Raw genomic sequence first — 21,444 nt, forward strand, 5'->3', positions numbered from 1 at the left:
AGTACTGAGTTAATCAATTACACAGAGCAACCTCTTATACAATGCCCGAATGTCAGCACTGGATCCTCGATATCGGCGGGAGCTGCGGCACTTAGCTACCGTTTGCCGCTGTTTTCTTTTATCTCTTTGCGCCCGACGTTAGTCACTGCCTGTGTGAACTGGACCAATCTTCCTGACACTGAAGGAGTTGTCCCGGCACGCCCCCCACAGACCCCTTCACAAATGTTCTCTTCAGGCGATGAAAAACTGGAACGGAAACCGTCCAAGCACCTGCCGGGCGACAGGCTCAACTGCATTCGAGTCGAGGTGCAACTCCACTACCAGGCCCTTGGCCTTGTCATCCTGGACAACAAGCTCCCGAAACGGGACATGATCCCCACGCAACGCAGCTTCGAGTGCATCCTTTGTCTCGCGGCGTTTGAGCGCAGGCTTGAAGATCTTGCCCACTGCAGTCAAAGGCATTGTTTCCACGATGCGGACCTGTCGCGGCATCGCGGCCCGCTCAGTAATCAGGTCCTTGATGAACGCCAGCAACTCGGATTCCGTGGCCGAAGCACCTGGGCGCAACTGCACATAAGCTACGGGGAGTTCGCCGGCATGCGCGTCCGGACGTCCGACGGCGGCGGCAATCTCCACTGCGGGATGCCGATGCAATGGCTCCTCAATCGTCAAAGGATCGATGTTGTGACCGCCGCGGATGATCAGTTCTTTCTTGCGCCCGGTCAGCCAGAAGTAACCCTCTTCATCCTGACGCGCGAGGTCGCCCGTGTTGAGCCACGAGAGCCCGTCACCGCAATCGATCCATACCCCGCGGTTCTGATCTGCGATGCGGTAACCGGCAAAGACGTTCGGGCCGGCCGCGCTGAGCACGCCTACTTCGCCGTATCCACAGTCGCGTAGCCAGGCCCCGTCCTCATCGAGCTCGACCACCTTCATTTTCTGACCTGGTACGCGCAGGCCGATGGAGCCAAGACGACGTTCGCCCAACGGGGGATTGACGCTGCTGACGCAAGTCGCCTCGGTGAGGCCGTAGCCCTCCAGGATCTTGATGCCCGTGTGTTGCTCAAATTTGCGGAATACTTCCACAGGCATTGGCGCAGCACCGCACAGTCCATACTCAAGGCAGCTGACATCGTGCCGACCGACCGGAACCTGCAGGAGCGACGCGTAGAGGGTTGGGACTGCGCTAAAGAAGTTGATGCGGTGATACTCCACCATTTCCCAGAACCGGGCCACCACACCCTCGCCGCGATATCCCTGCGGCGTTCCGAGAATGACGTGCGCACCTCTGGAAAACGGCAACAACCCGGTGACAAGCACGCCATTCACGTGAAAGAGCGGCAATCCGCAAAACACCACCTTGCCGGGACCGATACCGTCGCCCAGCACCTGCGCGGTACTCCATGCGTTGGCAACCTCGTTGCCATGCGTGCGCATTGCGAGCTTGGGCAGGCCAGTCGTGCCGCCGGTGCAGAAGTACGAGGACGTGTCGTCACGCGAAAAGCTGCGTCCTTTGCTCAAATGATCCGATGGGTATTCGCAGATTGCGTTGTTCAGATCGTGGATCACGATCCCCGGCGGAACTGCGCCTCGCAAACCATCTGAGCCATGCAGGCGCTCGATTTCGCCCTTCTGTACCATCTGCGCCGCATACCGTCTCGCCCCCTGGACGCGGTCTGCGAGATTGACCAGGACGAGGTGCCGCAGTGAGTCAATGGAAGACAGATGCGGCTGAAGTTTGGCCCAAGTATCCGTTCCCGGGAATGGCGCCAGCGTGACCAGCACCGTCGCATTCGCTGCCTTCAACAGCTCAGCGATCGCCGCCCCCTCGAGGAGCGGATTCAACGCGGTGACGATACCAGTCGCTTGTCCACCCCAGATCACGAAATGGGTCTCGGGGAGATTGGGCAAGACAAAGGCGATCACGCTCTCTTTCGAGACGCCGATGGCATCGAAGAAGTTTGCGGTCTGCGTGATGCGCGCGAGAAGCTGCCGGTAGGTCCAGGTGTCGGGCGCGTGATGCTCGTCGACGGATAAAAAGAAGCTCAGGGCCGGAGCTTCGGGATGCAGGGTTGCCGCCCGACAGATCATCTCGTATGTGCTCTGCGGAAGATCGTCCGGTAACCCGTGCATTTCCGCGGCTTCAACGTCGTGCATTGTTGCTGTTCCAGACATGGTCATCACCTCTGCGCGACGATACGGTTGCGCTGCACGCCCAGATCCACGCGGCCGTCCACCGAGCGGATACTTGCTTCCACGACGTCGCCGACCTTAAGGTATTGCGATCTCGCCGACTGAACCTTCAGGAAAATCTCCCACTTCTTCTTTTCGGGAAGCAGCGCCGCGAACTTCTGCTTCGCGGGCGAGGGAACAGACAACGCGCAGCCGGCAGGAGTGCCGGTTGCGAGCAGATCGCCCGCGTCGAAGTCCTGGACGTGGGACAGTTCGGTAAGCGTCTCAGCTGGCCCGTAAACGAGGTTTGCCGTTGTGTCGTTTTGCCGGATTTGACCGTTGACAGTCAGCTTCAACTGAAGATTTCGCAGTGCCTGGAAATCCTCGCGCTCGAGCAGAGTCAGCCAGGGGCCGACGGGGCCGAAGGTACGGAACGACTTGCCCTTGTAGAACTGCATCTGGGGAATCTGGACATCACGCGCCGAATAGTCGTTGACGATTACGGCACCAGCCACATACTCGTGCAGATTGTTGTCTGTGACCTGCACTGGACCATGAATGGCCTTGCGCAGGATCAGTCCAAGTTCGATCTCATAGTCGAGATACTGAACCATACGCGGGCGTATTACGTCGCTGTCCCCCGGCACAATACAGCCAGAGGCCTTGGTGAAGATCATGTTGTAAGTCTTCACGTCGGGATCCATCCCCGACTCAATCATGTGCTGGCGATAGTTGGCTCCCTGGCAGACGAATTGCTGATTCTGCGTCACCGGCGACAGCAGCTTGACGGCAGATCGGTCGAGCGTTTCGCCGTCAAGTGCTGCCAGCGCGGCCGGAGTCGTGCAGCGAATGAAGTCGCCGGTAGTGGCGTAGTCACCGGGAACCGGCGTAATGCGATTGTCGCGAATCACACCCCAACGGGTGTGACTATCGTGCTCAAATCGGACAATATTGATTGGCATGGCTAAATACTCAGTCTTGAAATCGATACATTGTGTGTCGGACGCCATTTACTGGACAACGTCACCGACGATTACTGCCCATGTTCCCTTGACGGCGAGACCGTTGTTGCAGCGAATCCTGTTCGCCGCTCCTGCGCGCCGATCACGCGAACAATCGCGCGAGCGTCACAAGTTTCCGCAGCGTCAGATCCGGGGTACGCCTGAGGTTGCGGACCAGTGCAGCAATCGCTGATGGATTAAGCCTCGGCTTGGTAAAGCTGGCCGGCATCGTCTGCCCCCACTGCGACATGGCCTCGCGACTGACGGCATGCACCCCAAGCGGACGGTTCGCAGTGAACATGTCCCCATCGCAGTAGTGTTCATGCTTGTCTCCCCATGGATCCTCCCAGTAGTCGAAGATCTGGCTGCCCAGAATGTGCCGGCCGATTCCCCATGCATGCTTCCATCCGCGCTCGCGCAGGACGCGCTGCCCCATCCCAACCGCGTCCGCGTCGACAACTTCGTAGGCGCTATGGCTATAGACCGGCATGAAGCTCTGTGCCAACGCGAGTGTGTGATGGTCTGCCGGCGTATCACCAAGATCCAGGCGAAAGAAAGTCACGGCGGGAGAACCGTCAGGCAACACCTGAACATCGCTCGGGATCAGACCGAGTTGCTCCGTGTACCAGGCACTGCAAGCCTGATAGTTGGCGACTTCCAGTACGCAGTGACCCAGACGAACGATCTCGGGCGGCTTCGCTGGGGGGCGCTGCGTGTCATCGATGCGCTGCACGGCCCCAGCGGTATTGATGTGAAGCGGCTCTCGACGCGGCAATTCGGCTGCCGGAACCTGGCCCCAGGCAACTTCCACCTGGAAGCCGGCTGGATCCCGCAGCGCAACGCGTTCACCACCACCGGGATGCGCAGCGGGTTCGATCTGGCTGGCGCCCGGCACTGCCGCGAGCCTCTCCAGGTCCGCGCGCGCCGCTACCGCGAAGCCAAGGCCAACGAAGCGAGGTTTGTCTGCGCGATGGACACGGTAGCAGTACGGCGTGCCGGACGTGCCGCGCAGATACAACACCTCGTCCGAGCGTTCGGCAACCACGAGACCGAAGTCAACGAGGAAGCGCTCGGCCTCGTCGAGATCCGGCCGCTCGAAGATCAGATAGGCCAGCGAGGTGGCTTTCACCGTCGGATTGGGATGGCGAGCCGGTTGGGTGGTAAGCAGTTGAATCATGGTAACGAGCACGAAGGTTGGCAACGTCCAGATGGGCAACCCCAAGTTGGCGACAGCTTGACCCAATTATGAACACTGATGTTCATCAAAGCATATCAGTGTAAATCACTAGTGATCCTTCTTGACTCTTTATGAACAGTCGTGTTCAATTATAGACATCATTTGATGGAACTGCTCATGGAACCCAATCTTCCGATCATTTCCCGGATCCATCGGGCGGCGTTCGAGCTCTTTGCAGAGAAGGGAGAGAAACAGGTCAGCATCAGCGAACTGGCTCAGACGGCCGGGATTGCGCGCGGAACGGTCTACAACCACGTGCCATCGCCCGAGGCGCTCTTCGAAACCGTTGCTGCACGCATGGCGGAGGAAATGCACGAACGGGTCGTCGCGAGTTTCGCCGGCGTCCCCGACCCGGCACATCGACTGGCCAATGGCATCCGCTATTTCATCCGCCGGGCTCACGATGAGCCTCACTGGGGGCGTTTCCTCAGCCGGTTCGCCTTCAGCCACAAGGCGCTGCAGGGGATGTGGGGCGGAGCTGCGATGCGGGACGTCCTCGACGGCCTGGAGCAACAGCGATACGACTTCCATCCCGACCAACGGCATTCGGCCACGGCCTTGATCGCGGGTGCCGTGCTCGCCTCAATCCTGCTGGTGCTCGACGGCCACCGGACCTGGCGTGACGCAGGTTCGGACACTGCGGAGCTGGTGTTGCGCGCGCTCGGTGTAGGAGTCGAGGCTGCCCGACGCTACGCGACCGACGAACTTCCACCGCTGGCCGATTGCGCATGACACGTTGCTCTTGTCGAGCTTATCGCCTGTGCGGCAGAAAGAGTACATAGCGGCCACTGGATTACACACACGTCGCCAATCGCATCGTGCAGTAGTCGGCGCGGTGTGCCAGGTGCAAGAGACTATGGATTATTAGGAGACCTGTATGACTACGACGCCTGTCCTGATTGTCGGCGGCGGCCCTGTTGGAATGACACTCGCCTTGAGCCTCAGTCGGCAGGGCATTGCCTCCGTGGTGCTCAATGACCGCACAGGCACGACGCGCCATCCGAAGCTGGATGTCGTCAATTGCCGTTCCATGGAGATCTTTCGTCAACTGGGTTTGGCCGACAAAGTCCGTGCAGCCGGCAATCCCCTGAATGCCAACCAGTACGCGGCCTACGCCGCTTCCGCGAGTGGGCCGTGGTACGGCGTCCTGCGTGATCGCCACCTTTTCTATCTGCCCGTGGCCCAGGCTCGCAAGCAGATCGAAACCTGCATCGACGGGAGTCTGCCGCTCGAGTCGATGCAGCGGATATCGCAGATGTATCTCGAACCTATTCTGCTTGAAGCAGCGCAGGCGGACACGAACATCGACATTCGTTTCGGCTGGAAAATGGAAGACTTCCGGCAGAACTCCGATGGCGTCATCGCAAACGCCCGTCGTCTGGAAGACGGTCAAACCGAGCAGTTCCAGGCTCAATATCTGATCGGCTGCGATGGTCCGAACAGCCTGGTCCGACGGTCCCTGGCGATCGAGTATGACGGCACGCGCGATCTGATCGGTGAGTTGTACATCATTCATTTCCGCTCCGAAGCAGTCAAAACGCTTTACCCCGATCAGCAGCCCTACTGGCATACCTGGCTCAGCCGGCCCGGGTTCACCGGATTGCTCGTTTCACCGGACGCCAGCAAGGACGACTGGGTGCTCCACCTCGCCTATCCGCCGCGGGCCGGAGAGTCACTGGAAGCACTTGTCGAAAGCGCTCTTGGTACAAAACTGCCGTTCGAGATCGTCCAGAGCGGACCCTGGCGGCCGCAGTTCCTCGTTGCGCAGCGCTTCGGTCAAGGGCGTGTATGGATGGCAGGAGACGCCACGCATCAATACATGCCTACGGGTGGGCTCGGAATGAACACCGGCGTGACAGAGGCACACAATCTGGCCTGGAAACTGGCCGCCATGCTCAAGGGCTGGGGCGGCAAGGATCTGCTTCCGAGTTACGGGATCGAACGCCTGGCCATCGCACGCCGGAACCGCGACCACGTAATGAAATGCGCTGCGGCCGCGTTCGAAGCGCAGTTTCCCGACAAGGACGCAGTTTTCGAGGCCACCCTCAAGGGCGACGATCAGCGCAATGAGTTAGGACATATGCTGGAGACGCGCATTTCTCGGATGTACGAGGCACTTGGCATCGAGATAGGATATCGCTATGAAGGCTCCCCGGTGATCTTGCCCGATCACGCTGAAGCGCCTCCCTATCCCGAGATCGAGTACCGCCCGACAACCTGGTCGGGAGCGCGCCTGCCAAGTACCTTCCGCGCAGACGGCACCGCGCTTTTTGACCAACTCGACCCGTGCGGATTTACGCTTCTGGTTGCCGAAAGTGCGGACTGCGACACAAGTCCGATGCGCGCAGCTGCGGCCGCTGCAGGCGTGCCACTCATCTCTTTGCACATCCACGAGCCACACATCATCCGGATGCTTGAATGCAAGTGGGTGCTCGTGCGCCCCGATCAACACGTGTGCTGGCGCGGCAACATGCTACCCGCCGACTGCCAACCCATCATCGATACCGCGCGTGGAGCCCAATCATGAATCACGCTACCCATCCCGTCACGCGGCCCGTTCGCCGTCCCCAGCCATCCTCCCGGGCGGAACGCGTCCGGAATTCGCTGATCGATCACATCCCATCGACGCTGGCGAACTTTGGTGTATTTGCCCTGCTGTCGATGACGCCCAGACTCATCCACCGTGCCGCAGCACGCACACCACGACTGCAGGAATTGTTGGGGACCAGTTCGTTCGTCGTAACCATAACAACATTGCAAGGCGGCGGTGGCCAACTGACGCTGCGCAACGGGCAACTGTCGTTCAGTCGTAGCACCACACACACTGCGGATCTGACCCAGACGTGGTCGTCGGCCCGCGAAGCACTTCGAGCGCTGACCAGCAGCGACGAAACAGACCTTCAGCGTGCCTTCGTTGCCGGTGACCTGAAGATGCGAGGAAGCTTTCTTCCCGTACTTTGGCTCAACGAGGCGCTCAAGCTCGCGCGAGGTCGAGACAGCAAACAGGTTACCCGGTTCCTGTCGCGCGACGCGGCCTGACCGGTCGATTCCACACTCCACGCTCCTTACCCGAAGCCCATCATGTCCATACACTCCATCGATACCCAGGTCGTCATCTACGGCGGTGGCATCGCCGGCGCCCTGCTTGCCAAAACCCTTTCCCGCACCCTCCCGGTCACACTGGTCGACCCGAACGAGTACTTCGAAGTACCGATGGCGGCACCCCGAAGTCTCGTGAAGCCTGAGTTCGCTGAGCAGTCGATCATCCCCTTTGCCAAAGCGTTGCCCCGTGTCCATCATGTTCGCGGCACGTTGGTCGAACTGCGGCGCAACGGCGGCCTGGTCGAACTGCACGATGGTCGAAGACACGTCGTCAAGGGGCGCGTGACGGTCCTGGCCACCGGAAGCGCTTTTTCGAATTCCCTGATGCGCGCCATGGGTGGCGCGTCAGTCAACGAACGCAAAGCCTTCTATGCCAGCTACCAGCAACGGATCGCCGCGGCGCAACGAATTCTCATCGTTGGCGGTGGTCCGATCGGCGTCGAAGTAGCAGGAGAAATTAGCGAAATTCACCCGCAGAAGTCCATCACGATCCTCGAGGCAGGACCTCGGTTGTTGGGCGGAACATCGGAAGCCGCGGCAGCCCACGCCGCGAAGGTTCTGAAAAACCGCGGCGTGACGCTCCTGCTCAACGAGCGGCTCAAGCTGGCCGGCAGTACCAGCGCGGACGCATTTGCGCCTGCCGGCGAAGCACAGACCGAATCTGGAAAACGCATTCCGTACGACCTCCTGATCTGGTGCATCGGCGGAAAACCCAATACGGGCTACATGAAGCAGCACTTCCCCTCGGCGCTAAATGGCGCAGGACGGATTCGCGTTACGCCTGAACTGCGGGTCGTCGGGATGGATACAGTCTTCGCACTCGGCGATATCACCGATCTGGACGAAAACAAGATGGCCTGGCATATCGACAGCCAGGTCAAGAATGCGGCCTACAACATTCGAGCCGTTTTGGCCGGTTCCGGCAAGTCGCCACGACTGAAGGCTCATAAGCCGCAAACCGGAAACCCGATGATGGCCGTCACGCTCGGCAGTCGCAACGGGGTTCTCCATCTGCCGGTGCTGGGTGTCGTTCGCTCTCCAGCCTTCAGCCGTATGGCGAAGGCTGGCCATATGCTCGTACCCAAGTTCAGGAAGGCGCTTGGCGTCTAGCTCCCTGCAGCCACGGCAATCGGTCACAGGTTCGCCGAAGAACATGGACGCTCCCTGAGTTCCCCAATTTATTCCATACCGGAGTTCTATTCATGCAACACACCTCCAACACGCTGGGCCGCCTTGCTGCCGGCCTGGTGATCGCCTGCGTTGCCGGTACTGCTCTTGCGCAGGCCTCGCCGGTGGGCACCTGGAAAACGATTGACGATACAACCGGGCAGCCTCGCGGCGAAGTCACTATCGTCAAACAGAATGATACGTATTCGGGCGCGTTGACCAACGTGCTAAAGGAAGACGAGCGCACCAAAATCTGCACGAAGTGCACTGACGACCGGAAAGACAAACCCATCGTTGGCATGACGATCCTGTCCGGGATGAAGAAGACAGGAGACAACGAATGGTCAGGTGGGACGATCCTCGATCCGGAAAATGGCAAGGCGTACAGCGCGAAGATGTCCCTGTCGGACGATGGAAAGAAGCTGAATGTGCGGGGGTTCATCGGCATCAGCCTGCTCGGCCGGACGCAGACCTGGCTGCGCGAATAGTCAGAACCCATGTCGTGCCACGCGTCCTGCCACCCGACGGGAGAATGGCCTGGCAGGCCGCACTTCAGCGCGCTGTGGCGGCCCACATTTGTTGCCCGATGATCTGACGAGGGAAGCCTTTCATTTTCCCATCGAGATGTTGACCAAAATTAGACAATCGTGTCCAATGGTAGACAATCAAGATGGAATCAGTCATGGAGCCCAATCTCCCGATCATTTCCCGGATCCACCGGGCGGCCTTTGAGCTTTTCGCAGAAAAAGGCGAAACACAAGTCAGCATCAGTGAACTGGCCCATGCGGCCGGCATTGCTCGTGGCACGGTCTATAACCATGTGCCGTCGCCCGAAGCGCTATTCGAGACCGTCGCCGCACGCATGGCGGAGGAAATGCACGAACGCGTCGTTGCAAGCTTTGTGAACATTTCCGACCCCGCCCAACGGCTAGCCAACGGCATTCGCCACTTCATCCGTCGAGCTCACGAGGAACCTCACTGGGGTCGCTTCCTTAGCCGCTTCGCATTTAGCCACGATGCGCTACAGAACATGTGGAGCGGGCCCACGATGCGCGACGTTCTCGATGGATTGGAGCAAGGTCGTTACGACTTTCGGTCGGACCAGCTTCATTCGGTGATTGCGGTTATCGCGGGTTCGGTGCTCGCCTCAGTCGTCCTGGTACTCGACGGCCATCGGACCTGGCGCGACGCTGGGTCCGATACGGCCGAACTCGTGTTGCGCGGTCTCGGTGTCGAAGCTGAAGCCGCCCGGCGCTATGCAACGACCGACCTGCCACCGTTACCAGAACGCGCATAGCGCCATAACTCGCTCGCTGGGGTAGTGCTAGCGCACGTGCCGCGAAATGAATTCAAGGACGGGGCCGGTTAACGTCTGGTCGCTGGTATCGACCGAATAAATTTCGGACATATGCCCATGTTGTTTCGCGACCAGCATCGCATGATTGCGGCCTGCCGCGGTCAGCGCGGCATCAAGATGCTGGGCCTCGTCAATCATCGCCTGTGGGTCGAACTCCGCAGAGGTGATCAGTAACGGAACGGCAGACGCCACCAGACCATTGACGGACGCTCTGCCGATGGCCGTTTCCGGCGGCCCAAAGTAAACGTTGACCGAGGGATCCCGCAACGTGTAGATCCCTGACGACAGGACCGCAGCTGAAACGGGCTCCGTTGCGCCCTCAACGTCGCGATAGACCTCTGGATGTGCCAGGAAGCTTGCTACGTGCGAAGCGCCGGCGGAATGCCCCCACAGCACGATGCGCTGCGGATCCGCGCCTAAAGCAGTAGCATGGCTACGCGCCCACGCAACTACCTGCGCGATTTCGCGTTGCACGACCGGATAAGCGGCCTTTGGTGCGAGCGTGTAGTTCATGTTCACACCGACCATGCCATGCTTGACTGCCCAAATCATGACGTTGTCGTAAAAAGGCCCGATCCTGCCATCAGGTGTCCTGCTTTTGTCGTCAAAACGAAAGGCACCGCCATGAACGAAAATCAGAATGGGGCGTGGTCGCGAAGCTTCCACTGGCGTGAAAACGTCCACATTTTCCTTTTCACCCGCGCCATAAGCGACGTCGCGCTGCACGGCAATACCTTCCGCCGGCATCCGCTCCTGCATTGGCGCGTAGATATGCGCAGTCTCAAATGGATCGACCTTGGGTCCCATTGCAGCAATTGCTGGTGCGATGTTCGCGGGAACCTGTGCCTGAGCGCTCGCACAGGCTAGCAAGCTGCCTGAAACGCACAATGGAATTGCACCACGCGAAGCTAACAGGAGAATGGGTTTCTGAAGATGCCGAATCATTGATTGCAATCGCTCGCAGAAAATGACTTATTCTGCCGATAAAGTCAGGGCTTTGTGTCTCGAATTTTTACAATATATTGCGTGCAACGCTTCTTTCCGAAGTGCGTTTTGGGCAGACTTCGATCCAGGCCTTGTCGCTGCCAGATCGACCATTAGCGAACACGATCGACGATCCAATGAATCTCACGCCATCAGGTGTCAGTGCTTCGCTGCGTCAGCTGCTTGCTCTCGCAACATCTTCCACCGCGAAGCGGCGTTTTCCGTTCGCCCTGCGCGCCGGCTTAAGCAGCGGAATTCCTGTAGTGATCGGCTGGTTTGCCGGCGATATCAAAGCCGGGCTACTCGCAACCATCGGGGCATTCACGGCGCTCTATGGAAGCGGCCGGCCTTATCGCAACCGCGCCGTTCACCTTGCCGCTATTGCGATTGCACTAGCTGCTATCGTCGCGTTGGGTATCAGCGTGGCCCCCCATCCCTGGTTTGCCGCATTCATCGTGGCAATGATCGCGGCACTTGCTACGTTCATCTGCAATGCGCTGCACATCGGGCCACCTGGCGCGTACATGTTTGCGCTTGCCTGCGCAAGCGGAACCGGGATGGCGGGTGACGCCAGCGACCCGATCCGAAGCGGCCTCTACGTTCTGTGCGGCGGCATCATTTCGTGGCTCTCGCACATGACGGGCGCACTGCTCGACCGACGCGGGCCCGAACGGTCTGCTGTGATCGCGGCGGCGGAATCGGTTGCGAACTTCGTCGATTCCACCGGTACGCCGCACAACGGGACCGCCCAGCATCAGGCGGCTCGCACACTCGACGAGGTCTGGACCACACTCGTGACGCTCCAACCTGTCATGCAAAAACACGAGTGTGCGCTGGATACGTTGCGCCAGTTTGCACAACAGCTTCATACCATCTTTGCTTGCGCTCTCACTGCGGCCGGCGAAAATAGACCAGCGCAATCTAGTCTTGCAGAGGAAGCTCGCGAGATTGGCCGGAAGGCGAAATTGGGAATCCTCGACGCAATCTCTCCCCCAACGAGACCGTTCCCTCTCGGCCGCCCTCGCGCCGTTGCTGCGCTGCTGGAAGGCCTTGCCCCGTGGTCCACCCCCCTGCTGCTCTCCGCACGCGTGTGCGCAGCGACACTCATCGCTGGGGCAATTGGCGTCGCGCTCGGCCTGGACCGGGCTTACTGGGGTATGGCGGCCGTCGTTGTTGTGCTGAACCAGCCGTATGGCTGGCCGGGCACGCTACGTCGAGCGCTTTCGCGGGTAGTTGGAACGCTGCTCGGCCTTATGTTGGCGTGGTGCATCTTTGTGGGTCAACTGCAGGGAGTATGGATTGCGGCCACAGTGGGACTTTTGCAATTCCTCGTGGAGATCTGGGTGGTGCTCCAGTATGCAATCGCGGCGATCTTCATCACGGCCAACGCAATGACAATCGCCGCGGGAGGAAACATGCCCCTTGGCATTGCCGAGCTTTTCACCGCGAGAGCGCTTGATACTGCTATTGGTTGCGCTATAGCCATCGCGGTCTTCTCGATTGCCGCACCGCGTTACTCGACACGTCAGTTCCGCAGTGAACTCGTGCGCACCATCGTCGCAGCCCAACGCGTGCTTTGGTGCCTGTCGCATCGCATGGTCGTTACTTCTGAGGCTCTCGAAGCGCGCCGAGATCTTCAACACCGCGCCATGGCGCTACAGGATCTGTTCAATGCGGATTCAGCAATGCTCGAACGGAGTACATCCAGTGCGACGAAGATCGCATCCGTAGCCGCCGCAGCGCAAGCGCTCACGTACCGGTTGTTGAATATCTGCTGGCAAATCGAATCGCAGAACGTCTGCGCAACCCAGCCGATCGTGTTCGACGATTGTTCGGTCGCCTACGACTGGCTCGAATCGCTCAAACAGTTAATCGAAACCGGTTCCTCATCACTTCCAGCCGGCGCGTCACCGCGGTTTCTCGGAGACGAGATCATCGAAATCGAAAAGGCGCTCCGTGAACGCTCTTGAAGGCGACAAAGTCAGCAAGGCGTTCTCCTGGGCCCCCACTCCATCTGCGCCAGGAGTTGGAGGGTGCCACGTTACCCAACCGGGATCATCTTGCCTCAGAGTAGTCTTCCGCAGCGACCATGCATGTACGGTGGAGCTTACCGGTTCCAGTTTTCCCCAGATATCGAAAGGCAATATCTGCCTGCCGTCTAGCGCTATCTCCCGCTGACACTCCGCAACCGAGAATTTGCGCGTGTTGCTTTGGGAGAAAACTGGAACCGTCAAGTGTTTCGGGTACCGGCGATCGGGTTTCGGCGTGTCATACACGGCGCGCGTTACGCCGAGTTTCTTAGCTGAAGCACCGGGGAAGGCTTTGCGTCGCTCGCCCCTTTGCCCCGTGCTGGTGCGTATATGCACTCGAACGAATGCCAGACGTCCGATGATCGCCCCGTTGCCGCGAAGACAACGTTTGACCACGTGACGTCTGCCATTGAAGACGACAGGCCCGAAGCTTGCATAACAGGGAACAAGAACCACGCTCCCCTGGAACCAACACATGTCGAATCCACAAGCAATCGTCGACCTCACTCATGAAGTCAAACGCCTCGCCACGAGCAAGATCAGCGATATCAACGACATCAACCGCGAGACCACATTCCTCGCCCTGAACGCGCTCATCGAGGCGGCGCGCGCGGGCAACGCGGGCAAAGGCTTCGCGGTTGTCGCAAACCAGGTCAAGCAAGTTTCCAGGCGCATCTCGGAAATCACCACAGATCTGAACAAGGATCTCGCCGGCTCGCTGTCCACGCTTACGCAACTCGGCGATAGCATGATCGAGCGCCTGCGTTCGCACGACGGTCAACGTTGCGCAGATCTCGCGCTCAACATGATTGATGTCATCGACCGCAACCTCTATGAGCGCTCGTGCGATGTGCGCTGGTGGGCCACAGATTCGGCCGTCGTGGATTGTCTCGCCAATCATGATACGTCTTCTGCGAAGCATGCCAGCGAGCGGCTTTCGGTAATCCTTGATAGCTACACGGTCTACCGTGACATATGGATAGTCGATGAACACGGTGTCGTCGTCGCGAACGGGCGGCCAGCCTTGTATGCCGCGCGCGGCGAGAACGTCGCAGGTGCGGATTGGTTCAGGAACGCGATGAAAACCAGGTCAGGTGCGGACTACGTCGCATGCGACGTCGAGGCCCTCGTCTTGATGCACAACGCTCAGGTGGCAACCTATTCGACCGCGGTCCGCGAGGGAGGGCTAGCGAACGGTCGCGCGCTGGGCGCAATCGTGATTTTCTTCGACTGGGCGCCGCAAGCCGGCGCTGTTGTAAGAGGCGTCCGTCTGAGCGAAGAGGAATGGACTCGCTCGCGCTGCATGATCGTTGATTCGAACTTTCGAGTGATAGCCGCCTCAGACGGTCAGGGTATCCTGACCGAACGCTTGCGCCTGCAGGTCGACGGCAGGCAGACAGGCTACTATCGGGCTTCAGACGGAGCGATCGTGTCATTCGCGGCGACGCCCGGCTACGAGACATATCGTGGGTTGGGCTGGTATGGCGTCATCTGCCAGAAATCAGCATAAGGTCGCGCGCGCAGGGGTTGGGTCTGTTCGCGAACAGTCAACCACCTGAGCAGAGCTCAAGTTTTCCGCGAAGACCGCCGTGCAAAGCGGCTATGAGGATAAGTATTCGTATCAGAATAAGCTTGCAGACACAGGTTTCTAATCCAGATCAAATTCGGGCGCGTAACGTCGATACAACTCTACGCACAGCCACGCCAGCAGGCTTATCAACCAGGCTTCTGCTTCCTTAGAAACCGGCTGGATGTCGACTTGTTCGAGCTGGTGAACAAACTGATTTCGGACCTTGTAAAGACGGTCAGCGACGTTTTCGCAAATTTTTAGCGACCAGTCCGACTTGCGTTTGGCAAAGATGTCATCCGTATCATCCTGCTGCCGCACCGGCTTAGGCGGCAATGCTGCACCCATGCATCGATTCAGCTCAACGAGTGGATAGCTGTGGACACGTGCATCGCGCAAAAGCAACGTCAATGAATCGAGTTCCTTACGTCTCCACCCCAGTTCCGAACGAAAGGTTCGTGCCAAGGCCGTCGCCTTCGTCGCCAGTCCAAGCTCCCTCTTCACGGCAATTGCGCGCGGCAGTGCATAGAGCCACTCAAGGCATCGATACAATTCGATGTAGCAGTGCTTAAAGTGCGATGCGACGACGGCCGTACGTGCGTTGTCGATCGGGAAGTGCCAATGTGCTTCGCCATACAGAGCAAGCATCTGCTCGAGCGTCGGCACTGTCAGATAGGACGGTCGACTATCGGACCAAAACGCGGCGACAACGAAGGAAAACCAGAAGATCGAGCGTTTTCGTCCTGCGAGCGCTGCGTCGCCCCGAAGTCGGTATAACTCGAACTGCTCGTAAAAGGGGAGAAATTCCTCGACCGCCGTATCGATGTACCCGGGCGCCTCAGGCTGCGCCGCGACCATCTGCATAGCTTCGTCTCTTCGCCTCTCGTCGAACGACAAGATGTTGAGCGCGCGCAGAAACATGAACAAGCTGTCGCGCGTATCATCTTCGTCGCCCGCTATACGTTCACACCCCAGCTCGTCTAGGTGTCGCCGATAGTCTCCTGGTCGCAGATCAAGCTCTCGCGAGATTACCGCGATCCAGCGCTCTACAACCTCGCCGCTTACGGCGCCAGGCAGAGGCTGCCCGACAGCGATTGACCCGGAGTACACCGGGTTCCCGTCGCCGCCCACCAGTGAAGATACGCGCCCGTTATCCGTGCTCCAGTAGACAGACTCAATGAGTACAACCGTCACGCCCGCAAACGAGTCAGCATCAACGTAGCGCAGAGAATTGAAAAACTCAAAGCTTCCGGGCGGACGAAGCCTCAAACCATTTTCTCGTCCCCGATACAGATCGGCGATGAAAGCCCTGGCACCCAAATTCGCTAGCCTTTTCGACATCAGGAAGACGCCCGCCAGCAGGGAACCATGTTAGGAAGTGCACTACCATGCTTCACGGCCGCGAGGAATGCCCGGTAGAAAAAGTCACGTTCAAAGTCACCCACACCGCCAGTCCTGCTGGACAACGAAGTGTCGAGGAGATCCAGCGATAGGAATTCGCCGATTTCAGGCGGAGTCATCTGGCCAAGCTTGTCTACCAGATCCGTCAGCTTCACCCGCACGTCCTCGTACCGTCTCGTCACCTCATCGGCGTCCAGGTCGAAGCCCGGATCGCCGAACATGGCCACCGATACTGCGGCAACAAATCCAACCACCGCGGCGCGGACGCGAAAGATGTCCTTACCCTGCTGGAAACGAAACTCCCGATCTTCCCCTTGCTGCTCCTCGCCCTCTCCCTCAAAGCGAGCGAAAGCGCGGTCGAGTTCCGAAAGCAATCTTAGACTTTCTAGGAATCGTTGCAGATTGGCGTCGTCCGACGCCGAGTCGGTCGCATCGAGCCTGGCGAAGTCTTCCGCGACACGTTCTTTGACGTCTACCTTTGGCCGACGCGAGGTGAAAGCGAAGTAGCTCTCGATTATCCGGTTGCTCTGATACTGACCGCCAGTCGTACGCCTGCTGTTGTCCTCAATTTCAAAGACCTGGATGTCGGCGACATGCTCCTTGATTTCTTTAAGCAAGAACGAATAAACCGTCTCCAGCTGCCGCTTCAAATCCCATGGCACTTGCCCCGTGTTCAACACGAGCATCCGGTAGATCAGGCTATTGGTGCTCTCGCCCACCCACAGTTCGAGGCGGACCGGCCGACCTGATACTGCGGCCACGTCCTTCTCCATCGCGTCGCCTAGCGCTGTCGTCCGTTGCATGCCATCGATAACGGCAATCTGGGTCCGTTCTTCCTCTTCAATAGATGCAACGAATGCATCGAGGGCGCCCGCTTCGGCAAAATCCTTCAGCCGGAGAAAATGTTCCCGATCCTTAGGAACTACACCTATGACCACCGGCGGCAAGACCGCACCGCGAACCAGGTCACCCACCATTCGGTTACGAATCTTAATGGCGGTCTTCGTTTTCAACGGCAGACGCTGCCCCTCAAGTCCGCCCCGATTGTTGTACGTGTCTTCGATGAACGAGAGGTAGTCCGCGACCGTCGTGACCAGCGTAACGGAAAGACACCGCGAGCGCTCATCGACCAGCAGGGCTTGATTGCGTTGGAGTTGCATGTTGGGCTAGTTCGCCTCTCAAAAATGCTCTGGTTCACACACAAGGTACGACGCCGGCTAGGTCTCGATCCTAGCATCTGTTAGTAGCCGGCGCAGCGCTTTGCTCCCTTTTTAGGCAGAAGCAGGCGCAAACCCGACCGGCATCAACCGCGCGCGGCGAGCCGTCCGCCTTTCTGTGCGGTCCGGTTCGATATGGGGCGCGCCCGGCTGCCGCTTGCGCGTCCCGGCCGTCGCAGCCTGGCAGGGTACGTCAGGGTTAGCCGCGAAAAGGGGGCTTATTGCAGCACCCGCCCCTTGCTCACCGACAGCAAGACGTCGATCTGCCGGTGACCGGCCTTGAGCAAACATTCAACTTCTGATTTCAGTATCGGCCAAGGCCCGCCCGAACGAATGGTTAGGATTTTATGAGTCCCCAGCCAACCTGAGTTTCACGGGTGTAAAAGCCATAGCCATTTGTCGGATAGGCTGTGTTCAAAACGCCAAACTGCTCGATAGCATCAAGCACAGCGGGCAGCTTGAACGGGATGTGGATTACGCGAGCCGTGCCGTTCGTGATGCGCGATGCAAGAGCATAGGGCCAATAGTTCGCGAGGGCTGCCGGGGCCAGTATCGACTCGTAGTCCGGATAGACAGCAATGATCGGCATTTGACATACATCTACGGCATGGGCTATCTCGAACGGAACCCAGTCGGTGTCGTTCTTTGTCGTAGCCGTCAGGACAAGCACCATGTGCTTGGAGTTGTTGAGGCGCGTGACAAGGGACCGACGCAAAGTCTCTTTTGTTGATGAATCTCGTACTGCCGATGTCTTCTCATGGCTGTTGATCAATGTGAAATCGATGCTCTTATTAGCACTCCACATCTTCATTGTGTTGTAATACTTGATATCTGATGCAGTTTGGTCAGTCGTGCCGCCTGCGTGAAAGGCGACATAGGTGCCATTGCGGTAAGCCATTAATATCTCCAGGAATTTCTGAATCGATCCCAGATCAACTTCATCGCTTGAAGTTGTCAACGAGCCGCACAACGAGTTGTGACAATACCCGCTGTTCGGCCATAAGTGCACTCGCTGCAAGCGCGAGAAACGCTCGGCTATACGCCGTTCTTCACCGATGCGATGTCCAAAAGATTAATCTGATCGATCTTGCTCTCGTGAATGACAATGGTGAGCTTTGCCGGATACTTGAACCGCATCTCGCTAATCCGGAAGGTCCACAGCATGATCTTCAACAAGTCCTCATCGCTGATCGACCTGTGACCCTTGATACGGGTAATCCCCGAGCCAAAAATAGTCGTTGACACACTCTGTTGAGCATAGACCTTATTTACTCTATCCCAAAAATTGATGAGGAACTCGAGGTACTCCGGCATCGTCAGGTTGGCCTGGTTCTTGGCGTCAAATCGGGCAAAGGCCGTGATGAGGAAGTCGTTGTACACGCAGATCGTGCCAAGTCGGTACCGCGTCGTCTTGCCGATACGTCGCTGGACTTCGGTCTCAACAATATCCCCATCGTCGAATGGAAAGTGCGCGATATAGGCGTCAAGGTCCTTGACAGACTCCTTCAACTCAGACTCGATAAATTTTCCGTTTAGCGACGCTTTACTGATAATAACGTTGTCAACCTGAGTGTCGAGATACTCGTTAAAAGCAATCGCCTTCAGCCCCTTTTGCTTAAAAATGTCGCCGGTAGTGATGTTTACCGTGCTTCCTTCGATCTCGATGCTGATTTCACGAAGCGAATTTGCGCGCAACCAAGTGGCGATATGGATCAATGCGAGCACGACCAAAAATGCAATGCCTGCACGTATCTTGTAGTCGGACGGGATATCGACGAACAACAGGACTGCGGAGAGCCCGGTTGATACGCCCGCAATAAATTTCACGGACCTCTTGATTACATTTCGATCGAAGATCGTGACTTTCAATTTCATATTGAACGCTTTCCATAGGCTTCTTTTCTTGCAGCACTAAGTTCTTTGGGGCGCATCAGGTGTCGCGTGCGCCGTCAATGCGGTACTGCCAATCGACTCAGTCACACGAAACGCCGCGTAGTTCCGTTCCGAACAGCCATCTATCCTCGGTAGATGCAATGCGGTTGCAGGTAACGAGTCTCACACGGGGCAACCGCGTGAGACTTCTAGCCAACCTCTTTCGTGGCGCAGCGGCTAAAGATCGATAAACGGGTTCGCGGCTCTGGCCTGCGCGGCTGCGCGGCGCGCGTGACGTTGTACTTTGTGACTGCGACTGCCTGCGCTACCGGTGGCCCGATGCGTCGCACTGCTCGCCGTAGTACCCTGTGCAGCAACGGTGGTTGGCAGGTGTGCGTCTAGGCGCGAGATGGTGAGCGCCGCAAGTTCTTCGCGCCGTGAGACATTTCCCGGCAACCGCGCGAGCAATGCAAAGTTGGCTTCCGAAATGAATCGCTTTGCGGCCGCAAGCCACCGGCCGATTGACGCGATCTCGTTGCGCACGAACTGGTCCATGCGCACATGTTCGAGCAAGTCTTGAGTGCTCATCTCAAGCGGGTCGATTAGGCGCAACGTGTCGCTGGCCTCCAGCATGCCTGCGGGCGAGAAATTCAGCTCAACTGCTTCGAGCCCCTGGATCGTGCCGATCGATCGTTCTTCGTAACGGGCCGCGTCGCGCGTTCGATACTGACCTGATTCGACCAGGTTTGTGATCTCCTGCGCAGAACGTTCGCGGACTTCAAGGATATCCCGCTCTCCGCGCGCAAGCCGCATCCGGAGGAGTTCGCCCAGATTGAAGGTGGACAGGAGTCCACTCACACGCGGCATCCAAACTTGCACTTCGTCGGCGAATAAGCGAGCTTCGTTAAAGCGAGCAATTATGCCGGCGCGGTCCTGGAGTCGGCGACTCGCGTCGGTGCGGATGTGCGCGTCGCTGAGCCGTGCCACTCCTGCCGAAAAAGATTCACCGAAATTCTCCGGCGAGCTCCCGCAGACATGTCCGATGTTCGAGAGTCGACCATCAGACAGTTCGACGAGGTAGCCTTCGCGATGTTCTTGGCGGCAGGTCGTTAGCGCGCAGCGCATATTGGACCGTAGGAAATACGGCTGAATAACGCGGCTCAGGCCAACCGTGGAAGGATCGACCGAGTCAACGTAATTGTTGATCTGCTTGAAATCGGCCGGATGCTCGAGCCGCTTAAACTCCCGTGTATCCATTCGCCCCCCGGACCGTAAGTCGCTATGATACTGTGCATTTATACAGCATGCGAGTTTTAGTGTCGGACCGCGAGCTACCGAAAGGCCGTTCCTGAGACCGGGTACGCCTCATGCCGCTGGGCGCTCGCTTGCCTGATGAACCGCAAGTGAGCCCACGACTGAACTGGATTGTCAAAACACCCGCGCTCCTCGCCCCCCTTAATGGACGCTTCGCGGCGCGATGGAGCCCACGGGCGGACTCTCGCTTGCGTGGGCTGCGACTCCCGCAAGACAAGAATGTTTACGAACTCCTTTAAAGTGGCGCTTGGCCACTCCGCGGCTGATCACTGTGTCAGAGCCGGTTTCCTCGCGGGCAGTTACTTGCGGACCAGTGACTGCAGGCGATGGCCCCCTATAGTCGCTTTGCACTTGAACCAACAACCAACTTTTCCGCCAGCAGTTGCTTAATGGCCGCCAGTTCTCGCCGGCCGTCCTCCCGGGGGGTGATGACAACCGCGTCCGGGATTTTCACGCCCAGCGCCTTTGCAATATTGGACACATAGGGACGAGTGCGCCCCGGTAGGGACGCGCGTGCCCTCTGAACGCGGCTGAGGCCGCAGGTGCTCACAAGATAGTCGAGAGTACGATAATCCCTGCTGTTCTCAAGCAGAATGTCTAGGCCATCTGTGCAGAGCAACTCCATGGCAAGTCCCCTTTGCGGTTGGACGCAAGGAGGAATCTAGACCATCCGGCCGCAAATAAGAATCTTTATTTTCAATAACTTAAGCCACGTTTTTTCGCCCCTCCCCCGGACCCCCACCCTGGTTTTCGGGCACGCTTGCCCTCAACCAAGAATCTCTCGGCTCCCTGCAGGAGCCTTCGAACAAATATAGAAATACGAGAAAACCCTTACTCCGACACGAAACGCCCAAATCAACTGATTAACATAAGACCATCGCGGGCGTCACGCCTGCTGTGGGGGCTACGTCCTAATGTCGTGTTCTGGCTATTTACAGATGTCGTGTTTTTGAGCGCTGGCAAGCTGGCAGACTGCTGCAACCGCTGCGGGGCCTGCCATGAAGCCGGACACGACGCTGGTGA

At 58.3% G+C, this 21,444-nt stretch carries 19 protein-coding genes; 8 read left to right on the forward strand and 11 right to left on the reverse strand.

Annotated features, from left to right (window positions below):
- Positions 1-231: 231 nt before the first annotated feature.
- The 3 genes from AB4Y44_RS10380 to AB4Y44_RS10390 form a co-directional block, all read right to left on the reverse strand.
- Positions 232-2,175: an acyl-CoA synthetase gene (locus AB4Y44_RS10380; RefSeq protein ID WP_368699440.1), complete on the reverse strand. Its 1,944-nt coding sequence runs from the start codon at positions 2,173-2,175 to the stop codon at positions 232-234.
- Between the two features lie 5 nt (positions 2,176-2,180).
- Complete coding sequence (locus AB4Y44_RS10385; protein WP_368691690.1) at positions 2,181-3,134, reverse strand: fumarylacetoacetate hydrolase family protein; 954 nt, start codon at positions 3,132-3,134, stop codon at positions 2,181-2,183.
- Between the two features lie 142 nt (positions 3,135-3,276).
- Positions 3,277-4,347, reverse strand: coding sequence for a 2,4,5-trihydroxytoluene oxygenase (locus AB4Y44_RS10390; RefSeq protein ID WP_368691712.1), 1,071 nt, complete (start codon positions 4,345-4,347; stop codon positions 3,277-3,279).
- Between the two features lie 180 nt (positions 4,348-4,527).
- Between AB4Y44_RS10390 and AB4Y44_RS10395 the strand changes: the two genes are divergently transcribed.
- The 5 genes from AB4Y44_RS10395 to AB4Y44_RS10415 all read left to right on the forward strand — a co-directional run bounded on the left by AB4Y44_RS10395 (position 4,528) and on the right by AB4Y44_RS10415 (position 9,167).
- Positions 4,528-5,142, forward strand: coding sequence for a TetR/AcrR family transcriptional regulator (locus AB4Y44_RS10395; RefSeq protein ID WP_368691689.1), 615 nt, complete (start codon positions 4,528-4,530; stop codon positions 5,140-5,142).
- A 145-nt stretch (positions 5,143-5,287) separates the two neighbouring features.
- Positions 5,288-6,937 (forward strand): FAD-dependent monooxygenase, encoded by a 1,650-nt coding sequence (locus tag AB4Y44_RS10400; RefSeq protein WP_368691688.1) that lies wholly within the window; start codon positions 5,288-5,290, stop codon positions 6,935-6,937.
- Entirely contained in the window at positions 6,934-7,449 is a 516-nt protein-coding gene (locus AB4Y44_RS10405) for a hypothetical protein (RefSeq protein WP_368691687.1), read from the forward strand. Before AB4Y44_RS10400 ends, AB4Y44_RS10405 begins: the two co-directional genes overlap by 4 nt.
- Positions 7,450-7,491: 42 nt before the next feature.
- On the forward strand, positions 7,492-8,622 hold the full coding sequence (locus tag AB4Y44_RS10410) for an NAD(P)/FAD-dependent oxidoreductase (RefSeq protein ID WP_368691686.1): 1,131 nt from the start codon (positions 7,492-7,494) through the stop codon (positions 8,620-8,622).
- Positions 8,623-8,714: 92 nt separating this feature from the next.
- On the forward strand, positions 8,715-9,167 hold the full coding sequence (locus tag AB4Y44_RS10415; protein ID WP_368699441.1) for a DUF2147 domain-containing protein: 453 nt from the start codon (positions 8,715-8,717) through the stop codon (positions 9,165-9,167).
- Positions 9,168-9,231: 64 nt separating this feature from the next.
- Here AB4Y44_RS10415 and AB4Y44_RS10420 read toward each other — a convergent pair whose 3' ends face one another.
- On the reverse strand, positions 9,232-9,363 hold the full coding sequence (locus AB4Y44_RS10420) for a hypothetical protein (protein WP_368691684.1): 132 nt from the start codon (positions 9,361-9,363) through the stop codon (positions 9,232-9,234).
- Between AB4Y44_RS10420 and AB4Y44_RS10425 the strand changes: the two genes are divergently transcribed.
- The gene (locus AB4Y44_RS10425; RefSeq protein WP_368691683.1) at positions 9,362-9,976 is read left to right on the forward strand and encodes a TetR/AcrR family transcriptional regulator; all 615 of its coding nucleotides are present in this window, start codon (positions 9,362-9,364) and stop codon (positions 9,974-9,976) included. The two genes, AB4Y44_RS10420 and AB4Y44_RS10425, sit on opposite strands and share 2 nt — an antisense overlap.
- Before the next feature lie 27 nt (positions 9,977-10,003).
- Here AB4Y44_RS10425 and AB4Y44_RS10430 read toward each other — a convergent pair whose 3' ends face one another.
- The gene (locus tag AB4Y44_RS10430; RefSeq protein WP_368691682.1) at positions 10,004-10,843 is read right to left on the reverse strand and encodes an alpha/beta hydrolase; all 840 of its coding nucleotides are present in this window, start codon (positions 10,841-10,843) and stop codon (positions 10,004-10,006) included.
- Between the two features lie 314 nt (positions 10,844-11,157).
- Here AB4Y44_RS10430 and AB4Y44_RS10435 point away from each other — a divergent pair, with 314 nt between their 5' ends.
- A complete protein-coding gene (locus tag AB4Y44_RS10435) occupies positions 11,158-12,990 on the forward strand; it encodes an FUSC family protein (RefSeq protein ID WP_368691681.1) in 1,833 nt (610 codons plus the stop codon).
- 535 nt (positions 12,991-13,525) lie between these two features.
- Positions 13,526-14,560, forward strand: a complete 1,035-nt coding sequence (locus AB4Y44_RS10440) for a methyl-accepting chemotaxis protein (protein WP_368691680.1) — start codon at positions 13,526-13,528, stop codon at positions 14,558-14,560.
- Positions 14,561-14,698: 138 nt separating this feature from the next.
- Here AB4Y44_RS10440 and AB4Y44_RS10445 read toward each other — a convergent pair whose 3' ends face one another.
- From AB4Y44_RS10445 to AB4Y44_RS10470, 6 genes are all read right to left on the reverse strand, one after another.
- Positions 14,699-15,958, reverse strand: coding sequence for a hypothetical protein (locus tag AB4Y44_RS10445; RefSeq protein ID WP_368699442.1), 1,260 nt, complete (start codon positions 15,956-15,958; stop codon positions 14,699-14,701).
- Positions 15,958-17,178, reverse strand: coding sequence for a hypothetical protein (locus AB4Y44_RS10450; RefSeq protein ID WP_368699443.1), 1,221 nt, complete (start codon positions 17,176-17,178; stop codon positions 15,958-15,960). The genes AB4Y44_RS10445 and AB4Y44_RS10450 overlap by 1 nt, the downstream gene beginning before the upstream one ends.
- A gap of 394 nt (positions 17,179-17,572) precedes the next feature.
- Positions 17,573-18,133 carry a TIR domain-containing protein gene (locus tag AB4Y44_RS10455; RefSeq protein WP_368699444.1) on the reverse strand — a complete coding sequence of 187 codons (561 nt, stop codon included), beginning with the start codon at positions 18,131-18,133 and terminating at the stop codon, positions 17,573-17,575.
- A 137-nt stretch (positions 18,134-18,270) separates the two neighbouring features.
- Positions 18,271-19,110: a macro domain-containing protein gene (locus AB4Y44_RS10460; protein ID WP_368699445.1), complete on the reverse strand. Its 840-nt coding sequence runs from the start codon at positions 19,108-19,110 to the stop codon at positions 18,271-18,273.
- Positions 19,111-19,344: 234 nt separating this feature from the next.
- A complete protein-coding gene (locus AB4Y44_RS10465; RefSeq protein ID WP_368699446.1) occupies positions 19,345-20,364 on the reverse strand; it encodes a hypothetical protein in 1,020 nt (339 codons plus the stop codon).
- Between the two features lie 391 nt (positions 20,365-20,755).
- Positions 20,756-21,046: a hypothetical protein gene (locus tag AB4Y44_RS10470; protein ID WP_368699447.1), complete on the reverse strand. Its 291-nt coding sequence runs from the start codon at positions 21,044-21,046 to the stop codon at positions 20,756-20,758.
- Positions 21,047-21,444: the final 398 nt, after the last annotated feature.

The organism is Paraburkholderia sp. BR10937, assembly GCF_040965695.1.
GTDB lineage: Bacteria > Pseudomonadota > Gammaproteobacteria > Burkholderiales > Burkholderiaceae > Paraburkholderia.

Bases quoted from the DNA above. Each gene is read 5' to 3' on its own strand.
- AB4Y44_RS10445 (WP_368699442.1), bottom strand. From the start codon at position 15,958: ATGTCGAAAAGGCTAGCGAATTTGGGTGCCAGGGCTTTCATCGCCGAT.
- AB4Y44_RS10435 (WP_368691681.1), top strand. From the start codon at position 11,158: ATGAATCTCACGCCATCAGGTGTCAGTGCTTCGCTGCGTCAGCTGCTT.
- AB4Y44_RS10405 (WP_368691687.1), top strand. From the start codon at position 6,934: ATGAATCACGCTACCCATCCCGTCACGCGGCCCGTTCGCCGTCCCCAG.
- AB4Y44_RS10450 (WP_368699443.1), bottom strand. From the start codon at position 17,178: ATGCAACTCCAACGCAATCAAGCCCTGCTGGTCGATGAGCGCTCGCGG.
- AB4Y44_RS10410 (WP_368691686.1), top strand. From the start codon at position 7,492: ATGTCCATACACTCCATCGATACCCAGGTCGTCATCTACGGCGGTGGC.
- AB4Y44_RS10430 (WP_368691682.1), bottom strand. From the start codon at position 10,843: ATGGGACCCAAGGTCGATCCATTTGAGACTGCGCATATCTACGCGCCA.
- AB4Y44_RS10425 (WP_368691683.1), top strand. From the start codon at position 9,362: ATGGAGCCCAATCTCCCGATCATTTCCCGGATCCACCGGGCGGCCTTT.
- AB4Y44_RS10455 (WP_368699444.1), bottom strand. From the start codon at position 18,133: ATGGCTTACCGCAATGGCACCTATGTCGCCTTTCACGCAGGCGGCACG.
- AB4Y44_RS10380 (WP_368699440.1), bottom strand. From the start codon at position 2,175: ATGTCTGGAACAGCAACAATGCACGACGTTGAAGCCGCGGAAATGCAC.
- AB4Y44_RS10415 (WP_368699441.1), top strand. From the start codon at position 8,715: ATGCAACACACCTCCAACACGCTGGGCCGCCTTGCTGCCGGCCTGGTG.
- AB4Y44_RS10395 (WP_368691689.1), top strand. From the start codon at position 4,528: ATGGAACCCAATCTTCCGATCATTTCCCGGATCCATCGGGCGGCGTTC.
- AB4Y44_RS10420 (WP_368691684.1), bottom strand. From the start codon at position 9,363: ATGACTGATTCCATCTTGATTGTCTACCATTGGACACGATTGTCTAAT.
- AB4Y44_RS10460 (WP_368699445.1), bottom strand. From the start codon at position 19,110: ATGAAATTGAAAGTCACGATCTTCGATCGAAATGTAATCAAGAGGTCC.
- AB4Y44_RS10385 (WP_368691690.1), bottom strand. From the start codon at position 3,134: ATGCCAATCAATATTGTCCGATTTGAGCACGATAGTCACACCCGTTGG.
- AB4Y44_RS10400 (WP_368691688.1), top strand. From the start codon at position 5,288: ATGACTACGACGCCTGTCCTGATTGTCGGCGGCGGCCCTGTTGGAATG.
- AB4Y44_RS10470 (WP_368699447.1), bottom strand. From the start codon at position 21,046: ATGGAGTTGCTCTGCACAGATGGCCTAGACATTCTGCTTGAGAACAGC.
- AB4Y44_RS10440 (WP_368691680.1), top strand. From the start codon at position 13,526: ATGTCGAATCCACAAGCAATCGTCGACCTCACTCATGAAGTCAAACGC.
- AB4Y44_RS10465 (WP_368699446.1), bottom strand. From the start codon at position 20,364: ATGGATACACGGGAGTTTAAGCGGCTCGAGCATCCGGCCGATTTCAAG.